The 19,283-nt window shown below is 67.1% G+C and carries 16 protein-coding genes and 1 pseudogene; 11 read left to right on the forward strand and 6 right to left on the reverse strand.

Annotated features, from left to right (window positions below):
- Positions 1 to 286: 286 nt before the first annotated feature.
- Positions 287 to 793 (reverse strand): transcription elongation factor GreB, encoded by a 507-nt coding sequence (gene greB, locus LL962_RS09725; RefSeq protein WP_104588809.1) that lies wholly within the window; start codon positions 791 to 793, stop codon positions 287 to 289.
- A gap of 111 nt (positions 794 to 904) precedes the next feature.
- On the opposite strand from greB, the gene LL962_RS09730 reads away from it, so the two are divergent.
- Complete coding sequence (locus LL962_RS09730; RefSeq protein ID WP_228316753.1) at positions 905 to 2,371, forward strand: rhomboid family intramembrane serine protease; 1,467 nt, start codon at positions 905 to 907, stop codon at positions 2,369 to 2,371.
- 230 nt (positions 2,372 to 2,601) lie between these two features.
- Here LL962_RS09730 and LL962_RS09735 read toward each other — a convergent pair whose 3' ends face one another.
- Positions 2,602 to 3,876 (reverse strand): hypothetical protein, encoded by a 1,275-nt coding sequence (locus tag LL962_RS09735; RefSeq protein ID WP_228316754.1) that lies wholly within the window; start codon positions 3,874 to 3,876, stop codon positions 2,602 to 2,604.
- Positions 3,877 to 4,309: 433 nt separating this feature from the next.
- Between LL962_RS09735 and LL962_RS09740 the strand changes: the two are divergent.
- Positions 4,310 to 4,908 (forward strand): annotated as a pseudogene (locus LL962_RS09740) (NUDIX domain-containing protein).
- 198 nt (positions 4,909 to 5,106) lie between these two features.
- Here the strand turns inward: LL962_RS09740 and LL962_RS09745 are convergent.
- Together LL962_RS09745 and LL962_RS09750 are read right to left on the reverse strand one after the other, a co-directional pair.
- Complete coding sequence (locus LL962_RS09745) at positions 5,107 to 5,628, reverse strand: hypothetical protein (RefSeq protein ID WP_228316755.1); 522 nt, start codon at positions 5,626 to 5,628, stop codon at positions 5,107 to 5,109.
- Between the two features lie 26 nt (positions 5,629 to 5,654).
- Positions 5,655 to 7,160 (reverse strand): helicase HerA-like domain-containing protein, encoded by a 1,506-nt coding sequence (locus LL962_RS09750; protein WP_228316756.1) that lies wholly within the window; start codon positions 7,158 to 7,160, stop codon positions 5,655 to 5,657.
- A gap of 255 nt (positions 7,161 to 7,415) precedes the next feature.
- Between LL962_RS09750 and LL962_RS09755 the strand changes: the two genes are divergently transcribed.
- On the forward strand, positions 7,416 to 8,999 hold the full coding sequence (locus LL962_RS09755; protein ID WP_146092450.1) for a transglycosylase SLT domain-containing protein: 1,584 nt from the start codon (positions 7,416 to 7,418) through the stop codon (positions 8,997 to 8,999).
- 144 nt (positions 9,000 to 9,143) lie between these two features.
- Here the strand turns inward: LL962_RS09755 and asd are convergent, their stop codons facing one another.
- Together asd and LL962_RS09765 are read right to left on the reverse strand one after the other, a co-directional pair.
- Complete coding sequence (gene asd, locus LL962_RS09760; RefSeq protein ID WP_228316757.1) at positions 9,144 to 9,992, reverse strand: archaetidylserine decarboxylase; 849 nt, start codon at positions 9,990 to 9,992, stop codon at positions 9,144 to 9,146.
- On the reverse strand, positions 9,989 to 10,639 hold the full coding sequence (locus tag LL962_RS09765) for an SCO family protein (RefSeq protein ID WP_228316758.1): 651 nt from the start codon (positions 10,637 to 10,639) through the stop codon (positions 9,989 to 9,991). The genes asd and LL962_RS09765 overlap by 4 nt, the downstream gene beginning before the upstream one ends.
- 80 nt (positions 10,640 to 10,719) lie before the next feature.
- Between LL962_RS09765 and prmB the strand changes: the two genes are divergently transcribed.
- From prmB to LL962_RS09805, 8 genes are all read left to right on the forward strand, one after another.
- The gene (gene prmB, locus LL962_RS09770; protein ID WP_104588804.1) at positions 10,720 to 11,646 is read left to right on the forward strand and encodes a 50S ribosomal protein L3 N(5)-glutamine methyltransferase; all 927 of its coding nucleotides are present in this window, start codon (positions 10,720 to 10,722) and stop codon (positions 11,644 to 11,646) included.
- A 10-nt stretch (positions 11,647 to 11,656) separates the two neighbouring features.
- Positions 11,657 to 12,760, forward strand: a complete 1,104-nt coding sequence (gene aroC / locus LL962_RS09775) for a chorismate synthase (RefSeq protein ID WP_228316759.1) — start codon at positions 11,657 to 11,659, stop codon at positions 12,758 to 12,760.
- On the forward strand, positions 12,753 to 13,811 hold the full coding sequence (locus LL962_RS09780; protein ID WP_228316760.1) for a 2-hydroxyacid dehydrogenase: 1,059 nt from the start codon (positions 12,753 to 12,755) through the stop codon (positions 13,809 to 13,811). The genes aroC and LL962_RS09780 overlap by 8 nt, the downstream gene beginning before the upstream one ends.
- 84 nt (positions 13,812 to 13,895) lie before the next feature.
- Positions 13,896 to 14,921 (forward strand): aspartate-semialdehyde dehydrogenase, encoded by a 1,026-nt coding sequence (locus LL962_RS09785; RefSeq protein ID WP_228316761.1) that lies wholly within the window; start codon positions 13,896 to 13,898, stop codon positions 14,919 to 14,921.
- Positions 14,922 to 15,281: 360 nt separating this feature from the next.
- Positions 15,282 to 17,249 carry a FimV/HubP family polar landmark protein gene (locus LL962_RS09790; protein WP_228316762.1) on the forward strand — a complete coding sequence of 656 codons (1,968 nt, stop codon included), beginning with the start codon at positions 15,282 to 15,284 and terminating at the stop codon, positions 17,247 to 17,249.
- Positions 17,246 to 17,629: a VOC family protein gene (locus LL962_RS09795; RefSeq protein WP_228316763.1), complete on the forward strand. Its 384-nt coding sequence runs from the start codon at positions 17,246 to 17,248 to the stop codon at positions 17,627 to 17,629. The genes LL962_RS09790 and LL962_RS09795 overlap by 4 nt, the downstream gene beginning before the upstream one ends.
- A gap of 170 nt (positions 17,630 to 17,799) precedes the next feature.
- Complete coding sequence (gene truA / locus LL962_RS09800; protein WP_228316764.1) at positions 17,800 to 18,573, forward strand: tRNA pseudouridine(38-40) synthase TruA; 774 nt, start codon at positions 17,800 to 17,802, stop codon at positions 18,571 to 18,573.
- Positions 18,570 to 19,235, forward strand: a complete 666-nt coding sequence (locus tag LL962_RS09805) for a phosphoribosylanthranilate isomerase (RefSeq protein ID WP_228316765.1) — start codon at positions 18,570 to 18,572, stop codon at positions 19,233 to 19,235. The genes truA and LL962_RS09805 overlap by 4 nt, the downstream gene beginning before the upstream one ends.
- Positions 19,236 to 19,283 lie beyond the last annotated feature (48 nt).

Raw genomic sequence — 19,283 nt, forward strand, 5'->3', positions numbered from 1 at the left:
GCCGAAGCGTGGGTCTGGTTGACCGAAGCGAGGTTGCTGCTTCGCCGGTTAGTAACTTGATTATGTAAACACCCTCTTAGACGCAGCGGGATGTCGGCTGGACGGTGGCGTTGGCTCCCGCATGTGCCGAACCATCGGCGCCCAGCCTCCAACCGGCAGGCCAGCCACAGGAGCCTGCCCGCGCGCGACGAGGCAGTCCCGGTGGCAATCGGCGTCCAGGCGCTGCATGTCGATAACCGCGGTCACTGATGCCGGCGCCGCGATCACCCTGCGCGCCGTGCACCCACTACAGCGGCGCGTACTGCACCGACACCACCACGAAGGTGTGCCTGCCTGCCGGCAATAGCGCCTCGAACTCGTCGTCCACACGCTTTTTCAGCAGTGCGCGCGCCAGCGGCGAATCGATGCTGATCCAGCCGCGCGCGGCATCGGTTTCGTCTGGGCCGACGATGCGGTAGCGCAGCAGTTCGCCGCTGTCGGCATCCTCCAGCTCCACCTGCGCGCCGAAGAACACCGCCTGCGGGTCGGTGGGCGCGGTGTCCACCACCCGCAGTGCTTCCAGGCGCTTGCTCAGGTAACGCACCCGGCGATCGATCTCGCCGAGCTGCTTCTTGCGATAGGTGTACTCGGCATTTTCCGAGCGGTCGCCCTCGGCGGCGGCCGCGGCCAGGGCGCGGACCACCTCCGGCCGACGCACGCGCCACAGCTCTTCCAGCTCGGCCTTCAGGCGGGCATGCCCATCGGGCGTGATCAGCGCAGTGCTCTTTTCGGCGGGTGGGCGCCAGCGGCTCATGGACGGACCTGGGGGCGAAGGGTGGGGCGCGATGCTAGCGCGCACGACCTACTTGCGCATCTGTGGCCGCACGGCGAAGCTTTGCGCCATTCTTGGGACACGGACGTCGTCATGTTGATCATGCCGCTGCACAAACCCTGGTCGCGCCACAACATCCCGTGGGTCACGCTGCTGCTGGTGCTGATCAATGTCATCGTCTACGTCGGTTACCAGCGCAAGGACGACGACCTGGTCGAAAACGCCGTGCGTTACTACGTCGAGTCCGGGCTGGGCAGGCTGGAAGCGCAGGCGCATGCGCGCTATCTGGAGCGCACCACCGACGCCAGGCTGCGTACCGCGCGCAAGGCCAGGCTGGAATCGGTGCCTGTACCGCAGCGCATCGCCTATCTGGCCCACCTGACGCTGCACGATGTCGCCTTCGGGCAGGCACTGCGCGAAGGCACGCTGTTCAAGGACGACGCGCAGCGGCGCGAGTGGCGCGGTCTGCGTGCGCCCTACGACGCGCGCCTGGCGCGGGTGTTCACCCTGCGCCATCTGCAACGCAGTTCGGAGTGGTCGCCGCAGCGGATGCTCACGGCCACCTTCCTGCACGCCAATGCCGACCACCTGCTGGGCAACATGGTGTTCCTGCTGGCCCTGGGCACCTTGCTGGAAGGCGCGATCGGCAGCGGCTGGTTCCTGCTGCTGTACCTGCTGGGCGGCTTCGGCGCCAGCACGGCCAGCCTGTGGTGGCGTTGGGGCGAGCCCGGTGGTGGGCTGGGGGCGTCCGGCGCGATCGCCGCCCTGATGGGCGCGTTCTGTGTGGTGTGGGGGCGGCGCCGGGTAAGGTTTTTCTACTGGTTTTTCGTGGTGTTCAACTATGTGCGGGGGCCGGCGATCCTGCTGCTGCCGCTGTGGTTGGGCTGGGAGCTGTACAGCTTGCTGGGCAGCGGCAACGCGGGGGTCGCATTCGAAGCGCATGCCGGCGGTCTGATCAGCGGTGCACTGCTCGGCGCATTGCTGGTGGCCGTAAGGCAGACCCGGCCGGACTTCATGGACGAGCAGGATGCCGTACAGCGCGACGACCGTTGGGAGCGCGCGCAACGGCACTTGGGGCGGATGGAAAACCAGGAGGCCGAACGCCTGCTGGCGGAGTTGGCAACCGAGATGCCGCAGAGCCTGGAGATCGCGCTGGCCCGCTATCGCGCCGCGCGGAACGCTGGCCGTCGACAGGAGGCCGTGCGACACGCGCATACGCTGGTGTGTCTGCCCACGCACAATGCCGAGCAGACCCGCCTGCAACTGGGTGTGGCTGCGGAGCTCGGCAAGGACCGCGCCGCGCTGGAGTTGCCGGCGCGGCTGGCCCTGGTGGATGCCTGCCTGCGCACCGGCTTGCTGGCCGATGCCGAGCGCCTGCTGAAGGAGTGCGACAGCACCGCCCCGCGCGCCGAGCTTGCCCAGCGCTGGTTCGTGCTGGCGCTGCGCCATGGTGAATTGCAGGCCGGCGAACAGCGCGCACGCCTGCTAAGGCTGGTGCTGGAGCAGTTTCCCGAGCAGGGGCAGGCGAGCAAGGCGCGCTTTCTGCTGGAGCACGATTAACCTGCGTGTGCATTCCGGTGGATGCAGACTGCCGGTCGTAGGGCTATGCCGGTCACGACGTAGACTGCGGCAACTGCACGCCTGACAGCGCTGCAGTTGCTGTGTGGCGAGGACGTCGGCCCGAGCTCGATGATCGAAAGTGGGGCGAGTGCATCGCTGGTGTCGGCATGCATACCGCGCCCCCCGGGCCGCTTGCTCCGATCGATGCTGGTCGCGCTTCGAATGGCCGCTCAGGCGGGTTGGATCGTCACTGCGCGCAATGCGGTTTCCAGCTTGGCGCGCCGGGCATCGTCGTCGCACTGTTCCAGTGCCTGCTGCAGCACCGCGCGTGCCTGCTCATCGCGGCCGAATCGCTCTGCCAGCATCAGGCCGGCATCCAGCGACCAAGCGGGCAGCATCCGGTCGCGCGGCCAGGCCGCGATGGCGGCGAGCAGGCCGTCGGTCGCGAGCTGGAACTGGCCGGCCATCTTGGCGCGCTCTGCCAGCACAGTGGCCTGCTCGGGTGTCAACGGAGTGAACGCCGCATCCAGATCCAGCGCCTCGCGTTGCAGTGCCAGTGCGCGGCGTTCCTGTTTTTCCTGTAGCAGCCGGTTGATGTACTGGCGGGTGTGTTCGCGCAGCTCGTCGTTGCGATGATGCTGGCGGAGCAGCCGCTGATACAGCTCGTGCACCGCCAGGCTCACCGCGCGCGAACGTACCGCGCCGCGCAAGGCCTGGAAGGCCTCGTCGGCATGACCGTCGCGCAGGTACTGGTCCGCCTCGTCGAGCAGGCGCTGATCGGGATCGCTGCGCTCGTGCGCAGTCCCGCCGCTGGGGACGTAGCCCAACTCCTCGTGGTACTGGTACACCAGATACCCCAGCAGGTGGAAGCTGGCGAACAGGCTCCAGATCGAGGTCATCATCACCGTCGCCTCGCGCACGAGCGGCGGCAGGTACTTCAATGCGAAGAACACCGCGGCCGTGCCGCTGCCCTGGATCACGTAGAGCAAGCCGTAGGCAGCCAGATACGGCCAGCCGATCCGTAGCGCCATGTCGATCGAGACGGCGGGGTTGAGCGCGCGGCGGAGGCTGCCGTCGATGGCCAGCGAGATCAGCATGCCGGGCAGCAGCAACATGCTGCCGAGGTAGGCCAGGGTCAGCCCGAACGGGCCGGCAATCGCGGCGGCCACGCCGATAACGATGCCCAGCGCCACCGCCAGCAGGATCAGGCGCAGCACTGCGCTGTCGAAGCTGTCATAGCCGAGCCGGGGTGCATCGGGTTGGCCATCGGCGGTGTGACGCAGTATGTCGAAGGCATAAGTGTAGGTCGCCATGCCGAGCACGCCGGCAATCACCAGTTTCAGGATCCCCGGCAGCACCAGCAGCGTGCTGCACAGCGTCAGCGCGATCAACGCGTAGAGCGCCGAGCCACGCAGCGGGTAGGTGGCAATGGACGGAATGCGGGTCCAGAACGCTGCGGGCGCAGCCTGCGCGGCAACCTTGCGCGCGCGAAAACGATCTTCCATGACGCTCCCCAAGCGTGTGATGTGAAGGGATTGTGAGGCGATGCGCGGCCGTGCGCAATTGCGGCATCTCCTCTGGCGCGTCTAGGTCCGGTCGAGTGGGGTCGGGGCGCCCGCCTGTGGCCCCGGCGGCTGCCCTGCGCGCAGCGGTGGGCGGCGTGACGCAGGCAACTGGCGGAGGCGGGCCTGCCGGTCGGTCGCGCGAAGCCGTGCCGATGGTGCTGGCACACGCAGTGCTCGCGACGATTGCGATCATCCTGATCATTGCAACCGGCGGGCCGTGGCCGTCATGCCTATCGGCCAGGCATGGACTTCTGCACAGAACCTGTGCCGCTACCTGTTCGCCGCCCGGCATGTGGCGACGTTGCTGCAGGCGGCATGTGCGTGCGTGCAACCGCGAAGGTGTGGCCCGTCCCCTCATTGCAAGGAATCTCGCTTGAATCCATCCGTCGCCGACACCCCGCAGGTTCGAATTCGCAGCATCGATGTGCTGCCGGACAACTGGTATGTGCTGCGCAAGGTCACCTTCGACTTTCAGCGCAAGGACGGCCGCTTGCAGACCTCGTCGCGCGAGGCGTATGACCGCGGCAATGGCGCCACCATCCTGCTCTACAGCCGCGCCAGACAGACGGTGATGCTGGCCCGGCAATTCCGCCTGCCGACGCTGCTCAATGGCAACCCGGACGGCATGTTGATCGAAGCCTGCGCCGGCCTGCTCGACCAGGGTGATGCGCTGACCTGCATCCGCAAGGAAACCGAAGAAGAGACCGGCGGCCGCATCGACAACGTGCGCAAGGTGTTCGAGGCCTTCATGAGCCCCAGCTTGGTCACCGAACGCCTGTGCTTCTTCGTCGGCGAGTATTTCGACGGCGACAAGGTGAGCGCCGGCGGCGGGGTCGAAGAAGACGGCGAAGAGATCGAAGTGCTGGAACTGCCGCTTGACGCAGCGCTGGCATGATTGCGTCCGGCGAAATTGCCGATGCCAAGACCATCATGTTGTTGCAGTACGCCAAGTTGCATGGCGTGCTGAATTAACTTGAAAATTGGCTTCCTCAGAGTACTGGCCTTGCTAGACGGCGCAGGTGTCGCGTCGCAGTCTTGCGATGACCGCAAAATTGCGAGTTTTGCGCAGCAGTGCTAATGGTCCGTAGAAGTAGAGCTGTTTTAGATAGCCAACCCAAAAATACTGGCCTTTACTCGCCACTGTCCCTCGCACAAAAAGGCGTACCGTTGTCAGCGCACCCTTCTAAGCATCTTGTCGTCATATTCCGGGGATCTACCGCTGTGGCAGTTATGGCCGTCTTGAGCGAGGACATAGATGGGATGCTTGTGGTCCGAGGGGAGAGGATCCTCTTCGACAGCAAACCCGTAGATGTTCGGTCCGACCATCGGATCGTCGACGTCCATGAAGTTGAGCACCAGACAGCTACCGCTGGCCTCGTCCATGTCCCAGGCACCGGTAATCGTGCGGGGTGGGCGGTTCAGTTGGTTGCCAGCGATGCAGGTGGTTTTTAACGTGTAGCGCTGCATGTTTCTGCTGGGAGTCGGCATCGAAAGAAAAAGCTCTGCGCGGACAGTTTGACAGTCTTGCGTGTAGGAGCTGAGTTGCCCCGTGTAGGTGCCGGTCAGTACCTGCTGCCGCTTTAGAGGCCAAAGATCACTTTGACCTCTCTGTTCAGCTGAGGCCGTGCTGACGACGACAAGCACGAGGGCAATCGTGCAGGTCAGCAGAGTCTTCTTGGCATCCTTGCTCATGGTGCTTCCTCATTTAATGTCTGGGTTCAACGCTTCCCGCCAAAGATACTGCCGAAAATCCCGCGCACGATCTGCTGCCCGATCTTGCTGCCTATCGTGCGCGAGGTCTGCTTGGCCATGGTTTCGAGCATCCCCTGCCGACGTCCGGTGCCGAATACGGCGTCCTTGACCGCCTTGCCGAAGCCGCTGTCCTGCGCGTCCTCTTCCTGGCGGGTGCGTGCGGGCGGGGCGGCGGTCTGCTCAGCGACCTGTTCGACGCGGCGTGCCAGCCGTTCGGCCGCCGATTCGCGGTTGATGGCCGTGTCGTAGCGCGTGCCGACCGGACTGGCCGCGCGCAGCTGCGCACGTTCGGGCGCGCTGAGGGCACCCATGCGACAACGCGGCGGGGCGATCAGGGTCTGCTGCACCGGCGCCGGCACGCCCTTGCCCTGCAGGGGCGAGACCAGGGCTTCGCCGGTGCCCAGGCTGGAAATGGCGCTCGCCACATCGAGCTTGGGATTGGCCACGAAGGTCTGCGCCGCGGTCCTGACCGCCTTCTGGTCGCGCGGGGTGTAGGCGCGCAAGGCATGCTGCACGCGATTGCCGAGCTGGCCGAGGATGGTGTCCGGGATGTCGTCGGGAAACTGCGAGCAGAAATAGATGCCCACGCCCTTGGAACGGATCAGCCGCACCACCTGTTCGATCCGCTGCACCAGCGCGGCCGGCGCATCGTCGAACAGCAGGTGCGCCTCGTCGAACACGAATACCAGCTTGGGCTGTTCCAGGTCGCCCACTTCCGGCAAGCCTTCGAACAGCTCGGACAGCAGCCACAGCAGAAACGTGGAATACAGCTTCGGCTTGAGCACGAGTTGGTTGGCCGCCAGGATGCCGATCACGCCGCGCCCGTCCGGTGCCACGCGCATCAGTTCGGCAAGTTCCAGTGCCGGTTCGCCGAAGAATTGCTCGCCGCCATCCTGCGCCAGCCGCAGCAGCGCGCGCTGGATCGCTGCCACCGACTGCGCCGATACCAGCCCGTAGCTGGTGGACAGTTCCTTGCGTTCTTCCACCACCAGCGCCAGCAGCGCGCGCAGATCGTCCAGATCCAGCAGCAATAGCCCACGGTCGTCGGCGAGCTTGAACACGATGTCCAGCACGCCTGCCTGGGTATCGTTGAGTTCCAGGATGCGTGCCAGCAGGGTGGGACCCATTTCGCTCACGGTAGTGCGCACCGGGTGGCCGAGCTGGCCGTACAGATCCCAGAACACCACCGGGCTGGCGGCCGGCGCGTAGTCGGGAATGCCCACATCCTTGGCGCGCTGCAGCACGCCGGGTGCGCCGTCGCCGGCCATGGCCAGCCCCGCCACATCGCCCTTCACGTCTGCCAGGAACACCGGCACCCCCAGCTGCGAGAAGCCCTCGGCCAGGGTCATCAAGGTCACCGTCTTGCCGGTGCCGGTAGCGCCTGCGACCAGGCCGTGGCGGTTGCCGAAGCGGCCTTCGAGCATGACCGGGATATCGTCGGTGACGCCTTTGCCGAGCAGGAACGAGGCCATTGCACAGATCCGGTGGGAAAGCCCGATTCTAGCGGGCAACCCGGGCCGGCCAACGTGGCCGCGTCAAAGGGAGCCGCCGATCCGGTGCCACTGGAACAGCTGCGTGGCGCGCCGCCGGATCGTGCGATCGGTCGCTCAGTGCCGCGACCGGCCTGATCGCCAAGCTAACGGCCCACTGACCCTGGCGGGCGCGCCGCCTTGCCCCGGTGTCGCCCCGGCGGCTACCCTGCCTGCCTTTCCGCTGTACTGCCGACGATGCCGCTCGCTCATTCTGGTTTGCGCCCATGGCCTGTGCTGGCCGTGCTGGCGCTGTTGTCCCTCGCTCCCACCGCCCAGGCCCTGTCCAGGCGCGATACCGAGAAGGTCGCCGCGCTGGATGCGCGGATGGCCGCCGCCGAGAAGCGCTACCGCGACGCCCTGGTGCTGGTCAACAACTCCGATCCCAAGGGCACTGCCGAAGGCGACGCCGCGCTGGAAGACATGGAGGACGTGATCGATGCCTGCATCAAGCAGCGCGGTTGCCTGGTCTCCAATCAGCTGGCGACCTACAAGCGCCTGCTCAAGGCACGTGCCGATGCCGAAGCGCCGGCAGCGGAAGATCCGGAAGACGATGACACCCTGCTGCAGGCCGATCCGGACCATCTCGGCCCGGCTGCCAACGGGGTGCCCGAAGCTGCGCGCGCCGCCTCGCTGCTCAACGACCGGCGCCACGAGTTCGACCGGATGGTGCAGTACAACCCGGCGGTGCAGGCCGGTATCCGTCGCTGGCTGACCGACATGCGGCCGGCGCTGATGACCAGCTACGAGAACTACAGCAACCTGCGCGGGGTGATGTGGCCGGAATGGCAGAAGCGCGGCCTGCCCGAGGCGCTACTGTTCGGCATCATGGCCAAGGAGTCCAACGGCAAGGTGCACGCCAACTCGCGCGCCGGTGCCGCCGGGCTGATGCAGTTCATGCCGGCCACCGGTCGGCGTTTCGGGCTGGGCCCGGACGGCACCGGTTTCGACACGCGTTTCGATGCGCGCAGCGCCGCCGAGGCCAGCGCCGCCTACCTCAACGAACGCATGGCCGGGCTCAATCGCAGCATCGAGCTGGCGCTGGCGGCCTACAACGGTGGCGAAGGCCGCGCGGCGCGTGTGTTCGCGCAATCCGGTGGGCGCGGGTTCTGGGAACAGGACGTCTACAACCAGTTCCCGGCCGAAACCAAGGATTACGTGCCGATGGTGATCGCCGCGGCATGGATCTTCCTGCACCCGCGCCAGTACGGCGTGGACTTCGCCAAGCTCGACGCGCAGCCGGCCACGATCAAGCTGGCCAAGTCGACCACCATCTATGAGCTCACCATCTGCCTGGGCAGCATGGGTACGCGCGATGGCTACATGCGCGCGCTGCGCAATCTCAACCCGCGCTACGAGCCCGATGGCTGGATGCCCGCCGGTACCGTCATCAATGCCACCAACCGCATCGCCAGCCTGTACACGCGCTACTGCGTGAGCGGCCCGCGCGCGGATCTGGCGCGCACTTTGATTACCGCCGACCTCAATAGCGCGATTGTCCGTAGCAGCAGCGCTATCGAATACACGCCCAGCGTGGCGGTGGGTGACGTGAGTCCGATGGCCGGCGTACCGACGACAGTGGCCACCGGCGAGCCGGCGGTCGCCAAGCCCAAGGCCAAGCAGGCGCGCAGCTACACCATCGCCAAGGGCGACACGCTGGGCCGCGTGGCGCAGAAGTACCAGTGCGAGATCAAGCAGCTGGCCAAGGCCAATGGCCTGAAGGCGCCGGCGTACGCGCTCAAGCCGGGGCAAAGCATCAAGCTGGCCGGTTGCGATCGCTGAACCGTGCGCCGGCGGTGCCATGCTGGTGGAGTCCTGTGACGACGGCCGCGCGCGAATGCACGACGCCGACTGCGCGCCGGGATGTACGACGCATCGTCGGCAATGCCTGGTCGCGGCCGGGGTCCGCTACCAGCGAGGACTTCGCTAGACGCGTTGCCGGTGTGCAAGTGCCTGGCCAAGGCGGACGGCCGTTTCGGCGGCGAGTCCGGCATCGAGCGTGGCGACAGCTGGCGGCAGCAGCACAATGACCGTGGAGCCGTAGTTGAAACGTGCCATCTCCGCAAACTTCTCCAGCACGATGCCCTTGCCGCGGTAATCCTTGCGCGTGATGCGATCGCCATAGCGCGGAATCTCCTCGCCGCTCCACACCGTCTCCACACCCGAGACCAGCAGCGCGCCGACCATCACCGAGGCCATCGGGCCGAAGTCGGTGTCGAAATGGCAGACCAGGCGCTCGTTGCGCGCGAACAGGCGTGGCACCTTGCGTACCGCATCCGGGCCAACGCTGAACAGGCGGCCGGGCACATGCACGGTTTCGCGCAGGGTGCCGGTCCACGGCATATGCACGCGGTGGTAGTCCTTGGGCGACAGGTACACGGTGGCGAACGAGCCGTCACGGAACGGCGCTGCCGCGGTTTCGTCGCCGAGCAATTCGGCGGCAGTGAACGACTGCCCCTTGGCCTGGAAAATGCGGCCGTTCTCGATCGGCCCGAGCTGGCTGATACGGCCGTCTGCCGGCATCAGCAAGGCGGTCGGGTCGGCGTCGGGCACGCGTGCGCCGGGCTTCAGGGCGCGGGTGAAAAACGCGTTGAAGGTGGGGTAGGCGCGCGGGTCCGGCTCCTGCGCTTCGCTCAGATCCACGCCGAACTTGCGCGTGACCGTGTCGATCAACCACTGCTTGGTGGAGGGCGTATCGGAGTAGGCCAGCGCGCGCGCCAGCGAGGACAGCAACCGGTGCGGCAGCACGTAGGTCAGGGAAGTGACAAGACTCACGGAGCGGTTACCTTGGTCAGCTGTTGGAGGTCGGCGGCAATCGCCTTGGGGTCCAGCGGGGGGCGGATCAGGCCGGCCAGGCGGCCCTGCGGGTCGAGTACGGCGATGCCGGCCGAGTGATCCATGCTGTAGTCGTTGGGGTTCTGATCGAAGTTCTTGCCCGGCACCTTCTGGAACACGAAGCCCAATGCGGTGGCGAAGCGCTCAAGCGCCGGTACGTCGGCGGTGGCGGCCAGCGTGTCCTTGTGGAAGGCGTGCGCGTATTCGCCCAGTCGCTTCGGTGGGTCGCGCTGCGGATCCACCGAAACGAACAGCACACGCGGGCGCAAGCCATCGGGAATGCTTTGCCACTGCTGTTGTGCCACGGCCAGATCGGTCAGGGTGGTCGGGCAGACATCCGGGCAGAAGGTGAAGCCCAGGAACACCAGGGTCCAGTGGCCCTTCAGTTCGCCGGGAACGAGCTGGGTGCCATCGGACTGGCGTAGGCTGAATTGCGGCAGCGGGCGCGGCTGCGGATAAAAGGTGATGGTCTTGGTAGGCGGCCACGGCGAACTGGGCGTCCCACCGAGGAACTTCTGCCCCAGCAACAGCCCCAGGCCGGCGGCCAGCGCCACCAGCAGCACGATGCCGGTATTGCGATTGAACATGGCGGTTTCCAGTGCAACGGACGCTCATGATACCGATCCGGCCTCTATAATCGGGGGCCGATTCCTCTTTAGTTGTTGCCATGACTGCCGCCGCGGCCGACGAACTGCACACCATCATCGACCTGATCCGCTACGGCACCAGCCGTTTCAACGAAGCCGGTCTGACCTTCGGCCACAGCTACGACAATGCGCTGGACGAGGCCACCCAACTGGTGCTGCACAGCCTGCACCTGCCGCACGATCTGGGCCCGGCGTATGGCCAGGCACGGTTGCTGCGGGCGGAAAAGGAGCGGGTGCTGGGCTTGTTCGAGCGCCGTATCACCGAGCGCGTGCCGGCGGCCTATCTCACCGGCGAGGCCTGGTTCGCCGGCCTGAGTTTCAAGAGCGATGCGCGCGCGCTGGTGCCGCGCTCGCCGATCGCCGAGCTGATCGAAGCCGGCTTCGAGCCGTGGCTGGGCGGGCGCGAGGTGACCCGCGCGCTGGACCTGTGCACCGGCTCGGGTTGCATCGCCATTGCGATGGGCCACTACAACCCGCACTGGGACGTGGACGGTGTGGACATCAGCGACGATGCGCTGGCGCTGGCCGCCGAGAACAAGGCGCGCCTGCATGCCGACAACGTCACCCTGCTCAAGTCGGATCTGTTCACCGGCCTGGCTGGCCGCCAGTACGACCTGATCGTGACCAACCCGCCGTACGTCACCAACGACGAAACCGATGCGCTGCCGCAGGAATACTCCTACGAGCCCGAACTCGGCCTGCGTGCCGGCGACGATGGTCTGGATCTGGTGCTGAAGATCCTGCGCGATGCGCCGCAGCACCTGAGCGAAGACGGCCTGTTGATCTGCGAGGTCGGCGAATCCGAACAGCATCTGATCAAGCTGCTGCCGGAAGTGGATCTGGCCTGGGTCGAGTTCAAGGTCGGGCAGATGGGGATCTTCGCGGTGGAATGCCGTGAGCTGATCGCCCACCATGCGCGCATCAGCGAGCTGGCTGCGCAGCGATGAGTCTGCGCGCATGAGTGCCAATTCGTTCGGCAAGCTGTTCACCGTCACCACCTTCGGCGAGTCGCACGGGCCGGCGATCGGCTGTGTGGTCGATGGCTGCCCCCCGGGCCTGGAGCTGGCGCCGGAAGAATTCGCCCTCGATCTGCAGCGGCGTGCCACCGGCAGGAGCCGGCATACGTCCGCCCGCCGCGAAGCGGACGAGATCGAGATCCTCTCCGGCGTCTATGAAGGCCGCACCACCGGCACGCCGATCGGGCTGCTGATCCGCAATACCGACCAGCGCAGCAAGGACTACACCAACATCGCCCAGCAGTTCCGCCCCGGCCATGCGGACTACAGCTACTGGCAGAAATACGGCATTCGCGATCCGCGCGGCGGCGGGCGCTCGTCGGCACGCGAGACCACCATGCGCGTCGCTGCCGGCGTCATCGCCAAGAAGTGGCTCCGGCAGCGTTACGGCGTGCTGGTGCGCGGCTTCCTGTCGCAGCTGGGCGAGATCCGTCCGACCGGTTTCGACTGGGGCGCGGTGGAGGACAACCCGTTCTTCTGGCCGCATGCCGCGCAGGTGCCGGAGCTGGAAAGCTACATGGACGCACTGCGCAAGTCCGGCGACTCGGTGGGCGCGCGCGTGGACGTGGTGGCCGGCGGCGTGCCGCCGGGCTGGGGCGAGCCGATCTACGGCAAGCTCGATGCCGAACTGGCCGCCGCCCTGATGAGTATCAATGCGGTCAAGGGCGTGGAGATCGGCGACGGTTTTGCCAGTGCCGCGCAAAAGGGCACCGAACACCGCGATCTGATCACGCCGGAAGGCTTTCTGAGCAACCATGCCGGCGGCATCCTCGGCGGTATCTCCACCGGCCAGGCGATCACCGCCTCGATGGTGCTCAAGCCCACCTCCAGCCTGCGCTTGCCCGGCGCCACGGTGGATGCCGATGGCCGTATGGTCGATGTGATCACCACCGGCCGACACGATCCCTGCGTCGGAATTCGCGCCACCCCGATCGCCGAGGCGATGATGGCGCTGGTGCTGATGGATCAGGCATTGCGGCACCGCGCGCAATGCGGCGACGTCGGCGAGGTGGCGCCGCGCATTCCCGGTCAGGTCGATGTCTGACGCGCAGCGCGCCAAGGTGTGGGTCAGCCAGCCGCTGTTCGACGATGTCGTCGCGCAGCTGGGCGAACATTTCGAGCTGACCACCACCGAGCGCGTCAGCGCGTATTCGCCGGCCGAGCTGGCCGCGCAACTGGCACCGCTGGACGGCGCCCTGGTCACGCTCAACGAACGCATCGGCACGGCCGAAATCGCGGCGGCGCCGCAGCTGCGCGCCATCGCCAATGTCGGCGTGGGCTACAACAATCTCGATATCGACGCCTTGAGCGCGGCCGGCATCCTGGCCAGCAACACGCCCGACGTGCTCACCGAAACCACGGCCGATCTCGGCTTCGCGCTGCTGATGGCCACCGCCCGCCGCATCACCGAATCCGAGCGCTGGTTGCGCGACGGGCAGTGGGGGCAGTGGTCGTTCAAGACCATGCTCGGCGCCGACATCCACGGCAGCACGCTCGGCATCCTGGGCATGGGCCGGATCGGGCAGGGCATCGCGCGGCGCGGCGCACACGGCTTTGGCATGCGCGTGCTCTATCACAACCGCAGCCAATTGCCGGCCGCCACCGAACAGGCGCTGGGCGCGCAGTACGTGGATTTCGAGACCTTGCTGGCGCAGTCCGATCATCTGGTGCTGGTGCTGCCGTATACGAAGGAGTCGCACCACATCATCGACGCGGCCGCGTTGGGCAAGATGCGCGCCACCGCCACGCTGGTGAACATCGCCCGTGGCGGTCTGGTCGACGAGTGCGCGCTGGCCGATGCGTTGGCCAACGGGCGCCTGGCCGGTGCCGGCCTGGACGTCTACGAGGGTGAGCCCGCCGTGCGTCCGGAACTGCTGGCGCTGCGCAACGTGGTGCTCACTCCGCATATCGGCAGCGCCAGCCTGGCCACGCGCCGCGCGATGGTGCAGCTGGCCGTGGACAACCTGATGGCCGCGTTGGGCAAAGGCCCCAATGCCGGCCATCCGCCGAGCGCGCTCAATGCCGACGCGATTGCAGCTGCCAAACGCGGCGGCGCGAGCGTGGGCGCGAGCAAAACCGACTCGACCAAACGATAGGGAACCTCCGCGGCCAGTGTTGGAGGTTCCCCGAACCCAGCCCGCAGTGCTCTTTCTCTTTCCTTCTTCGATAAAGACAATCTCATGAGCAACGAAAACCGTCGTTTCAACGTCGCGGTCGTGGGCGCCACCGGCGCTGTCGGCGAGACCATGCTGAGCATCCTGGCCGAGCGCCAGTTCCCGGTCGCCACCCTGTACGCGCTGGCGTCCTCGCGCTCGGCGGGCGGGCAGGTCGACTTCAACGGCGGCAAGGTCGATGTGCTGGATCTGGCCGAGTTCGACCCCAGTGGCGTGGACATCGCGCTGTTCTCTGCCGGCGGCAGCGTGTCCAAGGAATACGGCCCCAAGTTCGCCGCGGCCGGTGCGGTGGTGATCGACAACTCCTCGGCCTTCCGTTACGACGACGACGTGCCGCTGGTGGTGTCCGAAGTCAACCCGGAAGCGCTCAAGCAGCGTCCGCGCGGCATCGTCGCCAACCCCAATTGCTCGACCATGCAGATGCTGGTGGCACTGGGCCCGATCCACCGCCAATACGGCATCGAGCGCATCAACGTAGCGACCTACCAGTCGGTGTCCGGCGGTGGGCGTTCGGCGATGGAAGAACTGGGCAAGCAGACCAGCGAGCTGTTGAGCTTCCAGGACATCGACCCGCAGCGCTTCCCGGTGCAGATCGCCTTCAACCTGATCCCGCATATCGACGACTTCCAGGACAACGGCTACACCAAGGAAGAGATGAAGCTGGTGTGGGAAACCCGCAAGATCCTCGGCGACGACAGCATTCAGGTGAACCCCACCGCGGTGCGCGTGCCGGTGTTCTACGGTCACTCCGAAGCCGTGGCGATCGAGACCCGCGACAAGATCACCGTGGAAGCGGCACGCGCGCTGCTGGAAGCATCGCCGGGCGTGGAAGTGGTGGACGAGCGCAAGCCTGGCGGCTACCCGACGCCGGTCACGCATGCCTCCGGCAAGGACGCGGTGTTCGTCGGCCGCATCCGCGAAGACTTCTCGCATCCGCGCGGCCTGAACCTGTGGATCGTGGCCGACAACATCCGCAAGGGCGCTGCGCTCAACGCGGTGCAATTGGCCGAACTGGTCGCGCAGGAGGGCTAGGCCCTCGGTCAGGCGGGACCGGCCTGCGCGATGTGGCCTCTCCTTCGAGGCCGCATCGCGCCTCCCCACGCAAGCTGCGGCACATGCCAGGTCGAGCCCTCGGGCATCGGATGCCTGAGTTCCAAGGCCGCGCGCATGGCCACTCGCGCGCGTGCATTCGCGCTGCCCATAGCACCATGGCGATGGCGCGCTCGAGGTCCGGCGCCGCCGACGCGTTGTCGTTCGAGCCGCCCGGAGGGCCCGTGCGTGTGCATGGATGCCACATTGCGACACGGTCAGCACAGTCACGCCTGGTGACGAACGACTTTCGCTCATTCAGCGGCTATATTGATGCCCATGAAACAGAGGGGCAGGGGCGCGATGCGTCCGACACAAGCACTGGGCGCGTTGCTGCTGCTGGCCTGCAGCGGCGCAGCCATGGCATTGGGGCTGGGCGATATCCGGGTGCTGTCCCGACCCGGGCAGCCGTTGGTGGCCGAGATCCCGGTCATCTCCAACGAGCCGGGCGAACTCGACAACGCGCGCGTGGCCCTGGCTTCGGCCACCACGTTCGCGCGCGTCGGTCTGGAACGGCCGCAAGGCCTGGTGAGCAACCTGCAGTTCCAGTTCGCGCAGGATGTACGCGGGCGCGCGGTGATCCGCGTGACCAGCAGCCAGCCGGTGGAGCAGCCGGCGATCAACTTCCTGATCGAGGTGGAATGGAATCAGGGCCGGCTGGTGCGCGAGTACTCCGCGTTGGTCGATGCACCCAACACCGCGGCCGCCATTGCCGAGCCGGCCATCGACGCGCCGCGCGCCGGCGCCAGCAACACGATTACACGAGAACCCGCCGCTGCGCCCGCAGGTGCGCGTGAGGGGCGGGGTTCGGGCACGGCCGCGTCGTCCGCCCGTCCGGCTGCCGGCGCCGCGGCGGCCACGCAAGCCGGCGATGCGCTGCCGGCGGTGCGCGCGGGGCAGACCTTGTCGGAGATCGCAGCGACGGTCGCGCGCTCCAGCGGGCATTCGCTGGATCAGACCATGCTGGCCTTGCTGCGCACCAATCCGGATGCCTTCATCAACGGCAACATCAACCGCCTCAAGCAGGGCGCGGTATTGCGCACCCCGCAGGAGGACGCGCTGGCCCAGGTGGGTGCCGCCGAAGCGGCAGTGATGGTGCGCGAGCAGGCGGCCCAATGGCGGCAGGCGCGGTCGGCGATTCCGCAGCCGGCCGAGGCTGGTGCCGCGGCAGCGGTGCCTGCGCCTGCCACACCGGCAGCCGCCGCGGCCGGCAGCGGTGCGCGGCTCGAAATCGCCCCGGCAGTGGCGAGTCAGACCAATCAGGCCGGCGCCACGTCCGGCACCAGTGCCGAAGGCGAGGGCGAGATGGCGGCCAACCAACAGTTGCAACAGGCCAAGGAAGACATCGCCACCCGCGATGCCGAATTGCAGGATCTGCGCGCACGCGTCGCCGATCTGGAAAAGCTCAAGCAGCAACAGCAAGCCTTGATCGCCATGAAGGACACCGACCTGGCCGCCGCGCAGAAGCGCCTGGCCGCCGCGCCGCAAGCCGCTGCGCAGGGTGGCGGTGTTCCGATGTGGCTGATCGGCGGGCTGGTGCTGATCGTGGCGGCGGTCGTCGCGTGGCTGGCCGCGCAGCGGCGCAAGCCTTCGCCGTTGCCGCCGCTGCCGCGTCGCCAGTTCGACTTCATGCCTCCCGTTGCTCCTGCCGGCACGGGTGCCGCACCGGATGACCGCCAGGCCACCGTGCCCAGCGAACGCGACGTGGTGCACGAGACCGAGTTCGAACAGGCCGATCTGCGTGAAGACGAGCGCGCGCACGAGGCGCAGCCTGCGCTGTCGGACGTGTTGCGCCGCGAGCCGCAGGCGGCCGACCCGCTGGCTGCACCGGTCACGGTGAACAGCGACGAGTGGCGTGCGTTGCGTGCCACTCCGACGGCCCCTCCGATCGCATCCGAGCCTGCAGGCCATCGGGCCGCTGTGCATCCGGCGCAGCCCGACGCTGCGCATCCCGGCATCGCCGAACCCGGGGCCACGCCCGTCGTGTCGGGCGACCAACAGCAGCGCATGGATCCGGAGCCACTCCCGCAGGCACAGGCCCCGGAGGAGCGGCTGGAGATCGAATCGGCGCCTGCCGTTGCGGTCGCCGCGCCGAACCCTGCCGCGGATCGGCACTTCGCCTCTGCCGGCCGCGATCGCCTGGAACTGGCCGTGGCCTATATGGACCTGGGCGACAGGGACACCGCACGCGGCCTGCTGCTGGAAGTGGCTGCCAGCGGCGACGACGCCACCCGCGCCGAAGCGGCGCAATTGCTGGAGCGCCTGGCATGAGCCCGGCCATGGACAGCCTGGCCACGCGCGAACGCCGGATCGACTACGTGGAATTCGCCTCCATCGACCCGGACGCCAGCCGCGCCTTCTTCGAACGCGTCTTCGGCTGGCAGTTCCAGGCGTATGGTCCGGACTATCTGGCGTTCAACGACGGCCGCCTGGACGGCGGGTTCTACCGCACTGCGGTCGCGGCTCCGGAGGAGGGCGGCCCGCTGGTGGTGCTGTATGCCGACGATCTGGCACCGATGCTCGAGCGCGTGCGCGCGGCCGGCGGCGAGATCGTCAAACCGGTATTCGGTTTCCCCGGCGGCAGCCGGTTTCATTTCCGCGAGCCGGGCGGCAGCGTACTGGCCGTCTGGTCCGAGCGCCCGGCCGCCTAGGCGTGCATCGTGGGAGCGTTCGGCCGGCATGCGCCAACTCGGGCATCGCCGCAGGATGCACTCCGGTGCGCTCGGCCCGGCACGTGCCAACGCTGTGAACCGGTACGGCCTGTGCGCCGTACTGCCGCACCTGCAGCGGTTCCATCGATTCAACCAACAGGCAGGTACCGATGCGTTACGCGCTGGGCGTGGAGTATGACGGCAGCGAATTCCAGGGCTGGCAACAGCTGGGCGAGCATGGCGGGCCCAGCGTTCAGGCCAGCCTGCAGGCAGCGCTGTCGTCGGTGGCCGCTGCGCCGATCCAGGTGGTCTGCGCTGGCCGCACCGATGCCGGCGTGCATGGGCAATGCCAGGTGGTGCACTTCGACAGCGATGCGCGGCGCGAGCCGCGTGGCTGGATGCTGGGCACCACTGCGCGGCTACCCGCATCGATCGCGGTGCGCTGGTGCGTGCCGGCCGCCGACGATTTCCATGCGCGGTTTTCCGCGCGCGCGCGGCGTTACCGCTACCGTCTGCTGAATCGTCAGATCCGTCCGGCCCTGCATCGGCAGACCCTGAGTTGGGAGCGTCGTCCACTCGATGCCGAGGTCATGCATGTGGCCGCGCAGGCATTGCTGGGCGAGAACGACTTCAGTGCGTTCCGCAGCGTGCAATGCCAGGCGTTGCATGCGCGCCGCAATCTGCAGGCGATCAGCGTGCGGCGCGATGGCGAGGTGGTGGAAGTGCAGGTCCAGGCCAATGCATTCCTTCATCACATGGTGCGGAATATTGTGGGTTCGCTGATCCTGGTCGGGTCCGGCGAGCAGCCAGCCGACTGGATCGCGACGCTGCTCGCCGGACGCGACCGCACGGTGGCCGGGCCGACAGCGCCGCCACAAGGTCTGGTGTTTATCGGGCCTCTGTATCCTGCAGAGTGGCATCTGCCTGCCGAGGTGACCCAATGAATCGATCGCTGTACCGCACCCGTATCAAGTTTTGTGGCATGACCCGCGCCGGCGATATCCGACTGGCCGGGGAGCTGGGTGTGGACGCGGTAGGTTTCATCTTCGCGCATGGCAGTCCGCGTCGCGTGGCGCCGGCCGAGGCAAGGGCGATGCGCCAGGCCACTGCGCCGATGGTCGATGTGGTGGCCTTGTTCCGCAATAATTCCAAGGAAGAAGTCCGCGAGGTGGTGCGCACCGTGCGTCCCACCCTGCTGCAATTCCACGGCGAAGAAGACGATGCGTTCTGCCGGAGTTTCAACCTTCCATATCTCAAGGCGGTGCCGATGGGCGGCGGCATGAACGGCGAAGACGCCAATGCGCGCACCTTGCAGCTGGCCTATCCCAACACCGCCGGTTTCCTGTTCGACAGCCATGCGCCCGGCGCCGGCGGCGGCACCGGCAAGACCTTCGATTGGTCGCGTCTGCCGACCGGTTTGCACCGCCCGTTTCTGCTGGCCGGCGGTATCAATGCCGACAACGTGTTCGATGCCATCATCGCCACCTTGCCGTGGGGCGTGGACGTGTCCAGCGGCGTGGAACTGGCGCCCGGCATCAAGGATGGGCACAAGATGCGTAAGTTCGTCGAGGAAGTGCGCCGCGCCGACTGTCACGAGTTGGGGTGAGTGGGACTCGGGACTCGGGAATCGCAAGGCGTTGGACGCCGTTGGCTG

Origin of the sequence: Xanthomonas sp. NCPPB 1067 (assembly GCF_020783795.1) — a bacterium.
GTDB classification, from domain to species: domain Bacteria; phylum Pseudomonadota; class Gammaproteobacteria; order Xanthomonadales; family Xanthomonadaceae; genus Xanthomonas; species Xanthomonas melonis.

Coding starts and splice junctions, on each gene's coding strand:
- greB (WP_104588809.1), bottom strand. CDS start 793: ATGAGCCGCTGGCGCCCACCCGCCGAAAAGAGCACTGCGCTGATCACG.
- LL962_RS09730 (WP_228316753.1), top strand. CDS start 905: ATGTTGATCATGCCGCTGCACAAACCCTGGTCGCGCCACAACATCCCG.
- LL962_RS09735 (WP_228316754.1), bottom strand. CDS start 3,876: ATGGAAGATCGTTTTCGCGCGCGCAAGGTTGCCGCGCAGGCTGCGCCC.
- LL962_RS09745 (WP_228316755.1), bottom strand. CDS start 5,628: ATGAGCAAGGATGCCAAGAAGACTCTGCTGACCTGCACGATTGCCCTC.
- LL962_RS09750 (WP_228316756.1), bottom strand. CDS start 7,160: ATGGCCTCGTTCCTGCTCGGCAAAGGCGTCACCGACGATATCCCGGTC.
- LL962_RS09755 (WP_146092450.1), top strand. CDS start 7,416: ATGCCGCTCGCTCATTCTGGTTTGCGCCCATGGCCTGTGCTGGCCGTG.
- LL962_RS09765 (WP_228316758.1), bottom strand. CDS start 10,639: ATGTTCAATCGCAATACCGGCATCGTGCTGCTGGTGGCGCTGGCCGCC.
- prmB (WP_104588804.1), top strand. CDS start 10,720: ATGACTGCCGCCGCGGCCGACGAACTGCACACCATCATCGACCTGATC.
- aroC (WP_228316759.1), top strand. CDS start 11,657: ATGAGTGCCAATTCGTTCGGCAAGCTGTTCACCGTCACCACCTTCGGC.
- LL962_RS09780 (WP_228316760.1), top strand. CDS start 12,753: ATGTCTGACGCGCAGCGCGCCAAGGTGTGGGTCAGCCAGCCGCTGTTC.
- LL962_RS09785 (WP_228316761.1), top strand. CDS start 13,896: ATGAGCAACGAAAACCGTCGTTTCAACGTCGCGGTCGTGGGCGCCACC.
- LL962_RS09790 (WP_228316762.1), top strand. CDS start 15,282: ATGCGTCCGACACAAGCACTGGGCGCGTTGCTGCTGCTGGCCTGCAGC.
- LL962_RS09795 (WP_228316763.1), top strand. CDS start 17,246: ATGAGCCCGGCCATGGACAGCCTGGCCACGCGCGAACGCCGGATCGAC.
- truA (WP_228316764.1), top strand. CDS start 17,800: ATGCGTTACGCGCTGGGCGTGGAGTATGACGGCAGCGAATTCCAGGGC.
- LL962_RS09805 (WP_228316765.1), top strand. CDS start 18,570: ATGAATCGATCGCTGTACCGCACCCGTATCAAGTTTTGTGGCATGACC.